We start from the raw sequence: 11,094 nt of genomic DNA on the forward strand, positions 1-11,094 counted from the left end.
ACCATTCCTTCAATCCGTGACCCAGATGCCGTTGTCTTCGGCTTCGGTCACATAGTAGCGTTCGGCTCCCGGCTCCGAACCAGGCATGCCGGGTCCGCTAAGCTTTCATCAGGACTTTGACGCCGAAGAAGTATCAATCCGGCGAGACCGACTATAGGGGCCGCATCAGCAAGATCGGGAGCCGCAGTGCGCACGGCACTGTATGAGGCCACATAATGCTAGTGAAGCCGCTCAAAGGGCTGCACGGAGCTGAAAAGCTGGGCGATGCGGATCGCACGGCGGCCGGGATGAGAAGGCAAGGTGGCGCTGTCTTGCAAGCTTGCGGTAATGCTGTACGGCATGCTCGCCGATGGGAGCTTTCTTCAACGCGGCGGCCAGGACAGTGACGGCAGCCTCCTGTGAAAGGGGAGAATAACGGTATTCGGGTGGATCACGACACCAACCTCTCCCGAAGCGGGGGCCTGCTGCCGGACGATGGATCAGGTCAGACCACAACAGTCGCGCACCGACCCGTATAGAAGCAAGAGTCCGGCAACTGGACGATAAAAGGACAATTGACCTGTGGAGGTCCGTTACAGAAGCAGGCTGTCGAAGAAGTTTGCCGTATTGCCGTGAGGATGGCCTCGTGGCCGTAGCGGTAGGTGAATGTGATCTCGATCGAGCCGTCGAGCAGTTCGGCGTGGCCGTCGCCTGTGACTTCGTCCATCTCGTAACATCCGGGCCATGTAGTGAACTATTGAGGGGCTGTAGCTGAGATTGAGGCCGGCTTGCAGGACGCCAAAGGCGATCTCGCCATTGTTGTTGCCGCCGATGGTGATCATGGCGGGGGCTGCCAAGGTTCAGGCAGCTGCGATCCCACTGTTCGGCTTCGACGATGCGTCAGCGAGCCGATCAACTGGTGGTCCGCAGGCGCAGTCATATCGGCACCGCGATGAGCTTGGGCGGCCGCACCAGGTTGTAGGCCGGAGCCGCGAAGGTGAAGGCCCACCCAACGAGGTCGCGGCCGCGCAACTTTGTCTTCTCCTGCCCGGTGATCGTCTTGATCCAGCCGAACGCCCTCCTCGATCCGCTTGTGGATACACTAGTAGACGGCATAGCCGCCGTGCCGGGTCCGTGCGGCGATCGATCGCCGAACTCCGCCCGTTCGTGTTCTGCGCCACGTGCGACGTCACCCTCATCGAACGCAACTCATTGATGAAGTCCTTCGCATGGTAGGCCTTGTCGGCGCCAAGCGTGATCGCCCCAGGAGGCTCGATCATGTGCAAGCGTCAGGCAGGCATCGACCAGCAGGCCATGGCGGTTCTCCATCAGCCTATGCCTGATTAGGCACAACTCCGTCTCCTTGCATTTACCCTTGCGGTAGAGCCTGGCGTCGAGATCAGTGTTCGAGGCATGCGTATCCTTCGACCGCTTCTGGCCACAGAAGTTTGCCTCCGTATTGCGCCCGCCGCCCTCTGTCGGTGGCTCGCGCGGGCCGTCAATCGGCTTGAGGCTCTTCATCGAAGCCAGGCTCAATCAACGTACCGTCGACCGAGAAGTAATCGATGGAGAGCAAGCCTTAGGCTGCGCCAGCACCGCCGCAAGGAACTTCGCCGCGATGACACCTTCCAGCAGCCGATCACGGTTTTTGGAGAACACCGAATGGTCCCGGGCCGCATCGTCGATGCCGATGCCGACGAGCCGCCCATCAACAGTCACTCCGAGTGGATCGAATAAACCGCCTGCAAAAGCATCGCCCGCAACAGCTTCTCCGGAGGGATCGTTGGCCGCCCTCTCGGCGAATACGGCGCTGTGAACTCACACGCTCCAGCGCCGACAGGGCTTCATTCGCGATAGTGCGGATCGCCCGCAATGGATGATTGCGTCGCACACGGGGGCTTCAAGGTCCACGTAGCTTATATGAGGAGTGCCAAGGCTGGCTTCCTTTCTTGCGTCGGTTGGTTTGCGGTATCCATGATCTGAGCCCGATTGCATGACGCGGCTCGTTCCCCGAGCGAGATCCACCTTATATACGGTCGCTGTTCGAAGCAGCGGCGCCAACATCCCGCTTGCGGCGGACAATGGCTTAAGGGGACGAGACCATTCTGAAACAACGGCTTTCGAAGCCACACTACGTGCCGGTTCGTCCACCTTGGATCCGCCAGGACTAATCAGGCCCTGGAAAATGGCAGAATTCGATGGGTGTGGCATCAGGCAACTGTCATGATCGCTCACTCGATGAAATGCCGGCGTTGACGTAATTTCCACAGCGCCACGAGCACTTGTGGGCGAGCGCCACGATCATCTCTTCTTCAGCCGGCAGTTGTTCTGTTGTTCTGCTTCACCCGCTCCTTAAACATAAGGTTGGCGTCGAGCACGGCTGATGGCGCACCCATAGCCAGCAGGCCATCTGGACCAGCTTCGTTCGCAGCTTCGGATTGCCGGATTTCCGCCCCCTGCTCGTGATCCATCGCCCACCCTTCCAGGGGATCGCCGCCAGGCCGGCACAGGCGGCAAGCTGTCGCCGGCTATCGCAATGGCGGGACAAACCTTCCGACCAGCGAGGCGGTAAACTCCGGTCCGATGCCTTTCAAAGCAAGCAGCATCGCCGGGGCGGGCGAGACAGCCTGCTCAGCACTAAGCATGGCGTCGCGCTCGGCCCGACCCTTGATCTCTTCGATCAGCAGCTCGAGCCAGTCGAGTTCGCGGCCAATCTGCCGCTTCAGATGGCCTGCCGCTTCAGATGGCCAGGCAACGGACGACCATCGCCGGTCTTCAGATTCTCCAGCAGTTCGCGCCGGTCGCGGCGCAACGGTTCATAGGCGGAATGAGCGGTTGATGCGGCGTGTGCGCCCATTCTTAAATGCTTTGCGCTCGCGTGCTATTCGGCGGCGATCGTCTTCCTCGGGTTTAGGAACCCGCAGCAGCGCGCCGGCGGATCAGATGACCCTCGAAACCAATGGGCGAAAGATCATATGATAGTAATGAGGTGTTCTGAAACGTTGACAATCAGCTGGACGGATTGTCGCGGCACTTGCCTGCGACAGGCACCGGTAAATCTCTCCCTCCCGGTTGATTTCTTCTAGATCGAGAGAGTTCGACAGGTTCTCACACGCGCTACTTTCACTATTGAATAGTCGCGTCTCCTCATCTAATATCTGTATCTCCCCGATTTGCAACCATTCATAGTTTTCCCCCAAGAGCATTTTCACGATGGTGCCGCTTACATATGGAAGCATAATGGAGAAATATCCGTCGTGCAGATGGTGTGCTCTAAGCAAGAAGACCTTGGACTCGTGTGCTCCCCCTATCGAGACTTTCAGAGGCGAGAAACGCACATTCATATCTTCTGGGTTTAGATCAAGTTGAAATCTTCTTTGCACCAGACCGCTGAATGTGAAGTCAAGCCCCAAGCTGCGCGTTTCATATGCACCCAGCCGACAAGGTGAGGGCTGGCACCTCGCATTCTTCCAAGCACTTTCTAGATGATAGATCGTCCTCTTGCAATCTGGTCCGATAAACTTGTCGTGCTGGAAGTCCTTGAAATACTCCAGCTCCGCTTCAATCGGCATGTAGGCATGACGGAATAGGGCTGCATGGGCAGCGTCCTGCAAAATCGAATACTCGTGTGTGACACCCGCCTTCGTAAAAAACGTCCTCGCATCATTGATGAACCGCAGGCATTCAGCTTGCACATTGGCAACCTTCTCGTACTGCTTCTCACTTTGTTTAATCGCCCCAAGAACTGGCTCGCCGTCAACATTATAGTCCACAACCGCTCCTTCCTTGACAGCGCAGCATTGCTCAAACAACGTGTAATTCCACCAGGGCGACGTAATGAGTGCTTTGCTGTTCGCCGCACGGTACGGTTCGTCGGAGGCGACCAGATAGCGGCCCAGTATGTCGACTTTCAATTCTTCTTGGAAGGTGCGAACCAAATATTCTTGCGTTTGGCCGTTATAGCCTATGTCCGCCAAGATAATGGTATCGCCTTCCTCCAACTCCAACTCCTTTGACATATAGCACATCAAACGGGCACGCAGAGCAAAAGAGTTCTTGAATATCAACTCCAGCACATCGTCGCCGTGCAACAACTGATGGAACGCCGTTTTTGGATCGTCAGATTGATGGGCGATCCGTATTAGCAATTCGGTCACTTCAGGCGGAAGCAAAAGTTGCTTTGCAGTGGCATGAAGATTGTCATATGCGGGGTCGATCCCGCTGATGTAATAATCGACATCGGCACGGGTTTTGAAAGAGGCCGCAACAGCAAAGAATTTGCGGATCCGCACCAGCTTGCCGACGGGCTTGCGCGCATAGGCTTCACACGCAGCTGAAAGAAGATAAGCATCACGCAATAGAAAGAATACTTTTACTCTCTTGCCATGCTGTTGTAGTGTCTCCACCTCGTCCATAAGAAAACGGGCATAGGCGTACAGCACCGGGCCAAACGACATGTAGCCGATCACCGTCTCAGGCGCGTACGGCTGCAGGTTTGCTACAGCAAAAATTGGCCGAAATGGACTATAGCAGGGCAAAACACCTGCTTCAGGTGCTGCTTTTTCGAGTAAAATCAACGACGACGCCGCGTTCTGTAGGCGCAAAAAGTCTACGGCTTCAAGATCAAGCGGCACAAAATGCAGTGCATGCACCCCAAATTTCTGCGGCGTTTGCGCATCAGCTACGTCATTATCTCCTATGTGAAGTATTTGCGATGCAGGCACGCCACACTCTTTGATTACAATCTCAAAAAGGGCATGGCTCTTCGACGTACCATAATCGACAGAGCAGTAAATCTTGCTGATTGCCTGCATAACGTCTGCAGGCAAATGCCGAGCCAAGAGGCGCCTTAACTCGTCTTCACGCAGATATGTATCGCTCACGACGATAATTTCGATACCACGGGCGTGCGCCAGCCTGATCAGGTCTACGTATGGGGAGAATGCAAAGCAAACATTCATTTCGGTCCGGATTTCCGCCTCGCGCAAAAGCTCCCGTTCCTCACCAGAAAGCGATGTAAAAAGCCGATAAATGTCACCGAGATCGACCTCCCCGGAACCGTTCTCTAAAGGCTTCGCTCGATAGGCACGCGCAGCTGCGCTAATGCGTTGGTGAGGAGTTATCCCTAACCTTCGGGCGACGGGATTATCGGCCAGCACGGCGAAAACGTCTCTAGGTGTCGCTGTCTTGCGCCATAGCAATGTATCGAAACAGTCAAGTGAGAGTACCTTTGCGGAATTCTCAAAGTCGTCCAGCACATTGGGGATATCGTGGGCCTTTATTTGTGCCTTACGATGAGTGCCACGTCTGGTGCTCCAGAGTAGGCGACTCTCCGGCTTTTGCCGTTTGTTGATCTTTTCTGTTAGACCACCGCCGTCTGGAAACATGGCATCAGAGTGACCGATAAACTGATAGACGTCGTCTCCGGGCATATGCGGCACGAAGTCAGGATCAAACATCTCCTCAATACGTAAGCTTACGGAAGACTGCTGATCAGTATCGGCTTGCGTTATCTTTGCCGCCAAGCGCTCCATTATAATCTGCATATGTTTTCTCCTTCGCGCAGGCGCAATCTTTCTAGCCGAGAACTTCTCACCTGTCGTCCACTCTTTCGTCTAAGCTCTTTGCATCGCCAAGTTGTCGAGGTAAACGGCAACTGCTTTCGCTACGAAGTTTCCAAGAAGGCGGCAATTAAAATAGGGATGTCGTGAACTGGTCGAGGGACTTGGGTTCGAACCATGGTCTGCCGAGCAAAACTTCCTCGACCTGCCGCCAGACGATCCGTATCTCATCGTTTACCCCTGGTGTTGAGGAAATGAAATATGGATAACGTCAAAAGACATCCAAACATTGGTTTACCCTCTGCGCCTCATCAAACCGTTAGTCTAAGACTATCAGTTATAGATTTGTCGTCAACGTGCCGAGGGGAATCCGACATTGTACGCCAAGTGTTTGATTATGTTGATAACAACTGCGTGTTTTACGCATCTGCTCTTTGTGATGTTTTGATGAAGAAGTTTTAAATTTGATGCAGGTTAGGGTTAGGAGAAGCTCCATCTGACGCGGCATGAGGTAAATTGGCGAGAGATACACCGCTGGCGCCATCGTGCGACAGGGCAACCAGCACTCGAGGCGCTGTCACGTTGTCTGCGTATGAACGCGGTGAAGCGGTGTGCGCTGCTGTCAGCAGAACGCAGTCACGGCCGTGTTCAGACGGGCAAGATGGATAGCAAAGGCCGAGTGTCTTGAGCGAGACGGAGCGAAAAGGTTGCGCAGGGCGGAAAAGATCGAGACGAAGCGCTGAAGGGTTTCCGGTGAGCGGAAGCCCCGCATCGTCCATTCGCACCGGCACATGGAAATTGTTAGCGCGGTTGTTCAATCCGTTGTGCGACCAGTGCTCACTTTCCGGCATCACCTGCCGCCTTGCCGCCCCATAGGACCGCAACTTGCGGGTGCGCTTCGGCGCACCACTGTCCGGCAGGCCGCGTTTTGCATCCTGGCGGACAAATCGGTAGCCTTCGTTATCCTTGCGCCCCCTGACCATGTTCACGAGGCAGAGTTTTGTGAAGGTCATTGAAACCGCCGAGGCGTTTCATCGCCAAGCGCAGAATTTCGTCCAACAGCAGGTTCCAGTTCGCTTTCGAGATCAGCTCTCCGTCAATCGATGCGTCCAGCACTGCGCAGTATGGGCGTTACGCGCAATAGCAGGAGGCCGCGTGGCAGGGCGTATTCTGGAAGAGGAATTGCAACGATCGAGGACGCCGTTCGCCACCACGAAGGCGAGGCCTTCACAGCAGATTGTCCATCGGCTGCAAGAGCCGCCACCGCGCCGCATCCTGCAATAGCGCCTCAATACCTCGTCGATCACTGCCGCCGCGTCACGGGAGGCGAAGGCCCCTGCGCTATCGTCTGCCGCACGCGCAGGCCGTCGTCGGTACGGCCGCCGGACGCGCCGAGGCACGGGCAGAAGCCGAAGCAGTCCCAGCGCTTTCCGAGCCGGCGCCGAGATTTAGGCTTGTGTCCACAAGCCTTCGCGCGTTCCTCGAATCGTATTGCCCCAATTAAGCTTTCTATCTCACGGCGGCGGAGCGGCGCATCTGCGTTAGGTCGCGAAGACATTATGCACCCCCTTTTTAAACGGCAGAAAACAGCGATTCCTCATTGTCGTCTTTGGAGCGACACGGGTTTTTGTGCGCCAGTTCGGCCTTGATCTGCTCATCTTCGAGGTCGCTGGCGCGAATTTGATAGGAAGTGCAACGCATGACCTGCTCGGCGGGCAATATGCCGTGCCTGATGAAGCGGCAGATCTTAACGTGCGAGACGGCGGCATAAAACATCGTGAGCCACTCGCTATTCTTGTCGGAGGATCGGTAGCCGCTGCGACTGGCGGCTTAGTTCAATCCGCATGATCCGTCCACTTCTCGCCGGCGCGCAGGAAACCGCCCCCACGTCCTTTCAAAAGGGTCCCGGTGACAAGGCCGAAGAGCGCGCCACGCAGATTGTGGACAGCTCCCCACGAACCGGAGAGACCGCTCATCACCCTCCCTGGGTGATCGGGATTGAACGACGTCCCGCGCGACTAGATCCATGTACGGACACAACCGCCTCCTGGGGTCTTGAACGGCAGTCGAACACTCGGCCCAGAGCTGGATTTAGACTCTGCAACTGAAGGGCGGTCGGCCAGCCTGACCGATTTCAGCGCGGAAGAGGTTGCCGGACTCGGGAAATTGATGAAGTTCATCACACGATTGCCTGGTTCGCCGCGAGGTTATGAACAGCGTTCTCAGATCTTCGCCGCCAAGTGCCACACAGGTCGGCGCCATACTCGGCATATCCACTCGATCAGTGAGGTGACCGTTTCGATCAATACGGACGACACAGCCGCCTCGCAGCCTGGCGCTCCAGTAACCCCCTTCAATGTCCACGGTGGCGCCATCGGGCGATCCCGGGGCGATATTCAGGCCTGCCAGTGGGCCTATCTCTGCAAGACCCGCAAATTGCGGAGCCAGGGCGAAACGCCTGATGGTGCCCTCCGTTGTGTCGGTAAAGTACATGATCCGGCCGTCGGGCGAAAAAGCCAGTCCGTTGGCCGCCGCTACGCCCCCGAAGAGCGTGACGATCTCGCCATCGGGCGCGACGCGATAGACGCTTCCGACTGGCTCACGGCCGCGTTCATTGTATGTGCCCAAGACGATTCCGCCGTAAGGATCGATCGCGGCGTCGTTGACGCGGGTTTGCGCAAGATGCGGCTCGATTTCGGCCACTTGTGAGAAGTCGGAAAAGGTCGGGTCGGTGATAACAATAGACTTAGGAAAACCGAGCACGAAGCCGCCACGCGCTCGTGGAAAGACGAACGCAGCACGATTGGGAAGCTGCCGTACTGCTGCAACCCTCCGTTTGTCGTCCCAGCGGAACACGCTCTTTGCTTCGATATCAGTCCACCATAGGCTCTGGTCCGATGCGCTCCAGTTGCATCCTTCGCCGAGCTGGTTGTGGCAATCGAACGCCGTGTGCGCGTGATAAATCCGCATCACTTTGCACTCTGCAGATTCCGCTTCCGCAGTTCGGCAGGATCGACAGCAAAGGGTTCGAGCTTTTTTTGATCGAACACCACCCCGTGTCCGGGTGCCTCAAAGGGGAAGGCCACTCCGTTCTCGAGGCGAAGTTCCGTCTGAAGCACACCCATCTCGGAGAAGCTCCCGCCGTGTACACATTCGAGGATGTCCGCGTTTTCGATCGCACACATCACCGCGACGGACAGTTCGGACATGTAGTGGGGGGCCATGGTGCGGTGGAAGGACGCTGACAGATTGGCGATCTTCAGCCACTCGCTGATACCTCCAACGCGGCACACGTCCGCTTGGATGATGTCGACGGCGTTAGCCTGTAGATAGTCAGCAAATTGATGCCGCGTGTATAGGCTCTCACCGATCGCAATGGGCAGCGACACGAAACGGCGCAGGTCGGCGTGCCCACGAACATCCTCGGCATGGAGAGGCTCTTCGATCCAGCCAAGGTCGAACGCTGCTAGTTTCTGTAGTCGGGTCATGCAGTCAGCGACATTCCAGCGCTGGTTGGCATCCACGAACAGTCGTCGCGTTGTGCCGATCAGTTTCTTCACGGCTACGATACGATCGAGATCTTCTTCGGCGTTGTCCCGACCGATCTTGATCTTCACCGCCTTGTGGCCCGCTGCGAGGAATCCTTCGACCTGGTTGAGTAGAGCGTCACTGTCGAGGAAGAGGTCGATGCCACTGCCATAGGTGGGGATGCTGTCACGCCGCGCGCCGAGCAGGCGCAATAGTGGAACATCATACCACTTGGCCGTAACATCCCAAAGCGCGATGTCGATCGCGCCCAATGCGAGGGTATTGATGCCCCCGGTGCCGCAGCGATGCAATTGGCCATAGAGGAACGCCCAAAGCCGTTCGATCTGTCGCGGATCTTGTCCGACGAGCATCGTTCGGCAATAGTCATCGATCAGGGCGAGGATGGCGCTTCCGCCGATCCCTGTCGTGTAGGCAAAGCCCTCGCCGACGATTCCAGCGTCTGTGGTCACGCGGGTAATGATGAATTCGAGGTTCGCGACGCGGTGTGTGGCGTCCTCCCAGGAGACCGTAGGCGGGATGTGATAGAGGCGCGATGCGACATCAATGATTTTCAAGGCACGGTCCTCGCAGCCATCGTGAGAACTTCGGGGTTCGACAGATTGCCAGGCTTGCCGGCCAAAAGCCGCTGCAGGTTTTGCACAATGCTGCGGGTGTGACGTACACGCATCTCTTCGGTCCACGCGGCGATATGAGGTGTCGCAAGGACGCGCGGATGAGTAACAAGCGGATCCCTCGCCGAAGGCGGCTCCGTGTCAAAGACGTCTAGCGCGGCCCCAGCGATCTGTTCGCGATCCAAGGCCAGTAGTAGCGCGCCAGTGTCGATAAGGCCTGCCCGACCTGTGTTGATGAGATATGCGCCGCGCCCCATCCGATTGAGCTGGTCTGCGCCGATCATGCCGCGCGTTTGTGTGCTGAGCCGCGCGTGCAAGGTTACAATTGCCGAGCGTGCCAGAAGTTCGTCGAGCGCGACCGGTTCGACCCCGAGGGCTCTTAACTCGGCGCTATCGACATAAGGATCGTGGACGACAGTGTTCATGCCAAAGCCGGAAAACTTTTCGGCGACGACACGACCGATGGCCCCAAAGCCTACGATACCGAGTGTGCGACCATGCAGCTCGATGCCCGTGAATGCGAGTTGCGGAGAACTCGCGCCGCGACCCCATACCGTACCGCGAAAAAAGTCCTCTCCGGCGTCGAAGTCGGGCGAGCGGGACTTAATCCATGCACCGGCAGGAATGAGGTGGCGAGTAAGCCCCAGCGCGAGAGCAACCGTGAACTCTGCAACCCCGTGATCAGTTCGCCCGAGAGTGTGCACTACAGCGATCCCCCGCGCCGTTGCGGCCGCCACATCGATGTTCGCTTCCGGGGCCGAGCGCACTGAGAGGATGGCGCGAAGTCGACGTGCGGCTGCCAGCAGTTCCTCGTCGAAACGCTCGTATCCCGCTATCACAACCTCAGCGTCAGCAATTGCGTCCATTAGCTGCTTGCGATCACAGAACCACTCGCCGGCTGCCCAGCCGAGCAAGTTGAGCTCGCTCATTTCATGGAGCAAGGCGATGCCTTCCGGGCTGAGATCTGCTGTCGCCAGGACGCGAGGTCGGCCACTGATCAATCTGATGGCGTCGGTGCTGCTAGGCATCGAGGAGATAGACCGGATGATCGGAGTCTTCGCCTTGCGCGGCCACCACCGGAACGATTGTTGATTCATTGATGAGCGCACAGAACTCCACGTCGTTCTGCCTGCAGTTGCCGATGAAGCGGCGGCCGGTCATCGAGCCCAATAATACATTCACTGCACTATCTTGCGAGATTGTGAAGCCGTGAGCGAGCGACGCGGAGTCGTCTAGTTCAACAGCGCCATCTTTCGCAAGGTCACAAAACTGTGAAACGATCATGCCGGCGCAATAGCTGTCCTCAATCGCAATACGTGAGTTCCGCAGTTGGCCTGAGCAGATTATCGTGATGTCTGCATTGCGCGATGACGCCTCCGCCAGCGCACGCCGGG

The 11,094-nt window shown here is 57.1% G+C and carries 11 protein-coding genes and 1 pseudogene; 1 reads left to right on the plus strand and 11 read right to left on the minus strand.

Translation table 11 applies throughout. The features are described 5' to 3' along the window. Window positions 1-116: 116 nt before the first annotated feature. The gene (locus OHD62_RS34420; RefSeq protein ID WP_263792060.1) at window positions 117-206 is read left to right on the plus strand and encodes a transposase; all 90 of its coding nucleotides are present in this window, start codon (window positions 117-119) and stop codon (window positions 204-206) included. Window positions 207-484: 278 nt separating this feature from the next. Here OHD62_RS34420 and OHD62_RS34425 read toward each other — a convergent pair whose 3' ends face one another. The 11 genes and pseudogenes from OHD62_RS34425 to OHD62_RS34475 all read right to left on the minus strand — a co-directional run. Then, a complete protein-coding gene (locus OHD62_RS34425) occupies window positions 485-706 on the minus strand; it encodes a hypothetical protein (protein ID WP_263792061.1) in 222 nt (73 codons plus the stop codon). Window positions 707-915: 209 nt separating this feature from the next. Continuing rightward, window positions 916-1,974, minus strand: a pseudogene (locus tag OHD62_RS34430) (IS5 family transposase). Window positions 1,975-2,320: 346 nt separating this feature from the next. Then, on the minus strand, window positions 2,321-2,527 hold the full coding sequence (locus tag OHD62_RS34435) for a transposase (protein WP_263792062.1): 207 nt from the start codon (window positions 2,525-2,527) through the stop codon (window positions 2,321-2,323). Window positions 2,528-2,701: 174 nt separating this feature from the next. Further along, window positions 2,702-2,836, minus strand: a complete 135-nt coding sequence (locus OHD62_RS34440; protein ID WP_263792063.1) for a hypothetical protein — start codon at window positions 2,834-2,836, stop codon at window positions 2,702-2,704. 82 nt (window positions 2,837-2,918) lie between these two features. Further along, on the minus strand, window positions 2,919-5,525 hold the full coding sequence (locus OHD62_RS34445) for an HAD family hydrolase (protein WP_263792064.1): 2,607 nt from the start codon (window positions 5,523-5,525) through the stop codon (window positions 2,919-2,921). A 473-nt stretch (window positions 5,526-5,998) separates the two neighbouring features. Continuing rightward, on the minus strand, window positions 5,999-6,553 hold the full coding sequence (locus OHD62_RS35900; RefSeq protein WP_412177465.1) for a hypothetical protein: 555 nt from the start codon (window positions 6,551-6,553) through the stop codon (window positions 5,999-6,001). Between the two features lie 559 nt (window positions 6,554-7,112). Then, complete coding sequence (locus OHD62_RS34455) at window positions 7,113-7,316, minus strand: hypothetical protein (protein WP_263792065.1); 204 nt, start codon at window positions 7,314-7,316, stop codon at window positions 7,113-7,115. 315 nt (window positions 7,317-7,631) lie between these two features. Next, window positions 7,632-8,510 (minus strand): SMP-30/gluconolactonase/LRE family protein, encoded by an 879-nt coding sequence (locus OHD62_RS34460; protein ID WP_263792066.1) that lies wholly within the window; start codon window positions 8,508-8,510, stop codon window positions 7,632-7,634. Continuing rightward, window positions 8,510-9,643, minus strand: a complete 1,134-nt coding sequence (locus OHD62_RS34465; RefSeq protein ID WP_263792067.1) for a mandelate racemase/muconate lactonizing enzyme family protein — start codon at window positions 9,641-9,643, stop codon at window positions 8,510-8,512. Before OHD62_RS34465 ends, OHD62_RS34460 begins: the two co-directional genes overlap by 1 nt. Continuing rightward, on the minus strand, window positions 9,640-10,797 hold the full coding sequence (locus tag OHD62_RS34470) for an NAD(P)-dependent oxidoreductase (RefSeq protein ID WP_318528734.1): 1,158 nt from the start codon (window positions 10,795-10,797) through the stop codon (window positions 9,640-9,642). The genes OHD62_RS34465 and OHD62_RS34470 overlap by 4 nt, the downstream gene beginning before the upstream one ends. After that, on the minus strand, window positions 10,721-11,094 hold a 374-nt coding region (locus tag OHD62_RS34475), incomplete at its 5' end, for a 2-phosphosulfolactate phosphatase (protein ID WP_263792069.1). The genes OHD62_RS34470 and OHD62_RS34475, both read right to left, overlap by 77 nt.

Origin of the sequence: Mesorhizobium sp. YC-39 (assembly GCF_025753795.1) — a bacterium.
GTDB lineage: Bacteria > Pseudomonadota > Alphaproteobacteria > Rhizobiales > Rhizobiaceae > Mesorhizobium.

What these genes read in the sequence shown, in the direction of transcription:
- OHD62_RS34460 (WP_263792066.1), bottom strand. Translation starts at nt 8,510, where the DNA reads ATGCGGATTTATCACGCGCACACGGCGTTCGATTGCCACAACCAGCTC.
- OHD62_RS35900 (WP_412177465.1), bottom strand. Translation starts at nt 6,553, where the DNA reads ATGACCTTCACAAAACTCTGCCTCGTGAACATGGTCAGGGGGCGCAAG.
- OHD62_RS34445 (WP_263792064.1), bottom strand. Translation starts at nt 5,525, where the DNA reads ATGCAGATTATAATGGAGCGCTTGGCGGCAAAGATAACGCAAGCCGAT.
- OHD62_RS34425 (WP_263792061.1), bottom strand. Translation starts at nt 706, where the DNA reads ATGGACGAAGTCACAGGCGACGGCCACGCCGAACTGCTCGACGGCTCG.
- OHD62_RS34470 (WP_318528734.1), bottom strand. Translation starts at nt 10,797, where the DNA reads ATGAATCAACAATCGTTCCGGTGGTGGCCGCGCAAGGCGAAGACTCCG.
- OHD62_RS34440 (WP_263792063.1), bottom strand. Translation starts at nt 2,836, where the DNA reads ATGGGCGCACACGCCGCATCAACCGCTCATTCCGCCTATGAACCGTTG.
- OHD62_RS34455 (WP_263792065.1), bottom strand. Translation starts at nt 7,316, where the DNA reads ATGTTTTATGCCGCCGTCTCGCACGTTAAGATCTGCCGCTTCATCAGG.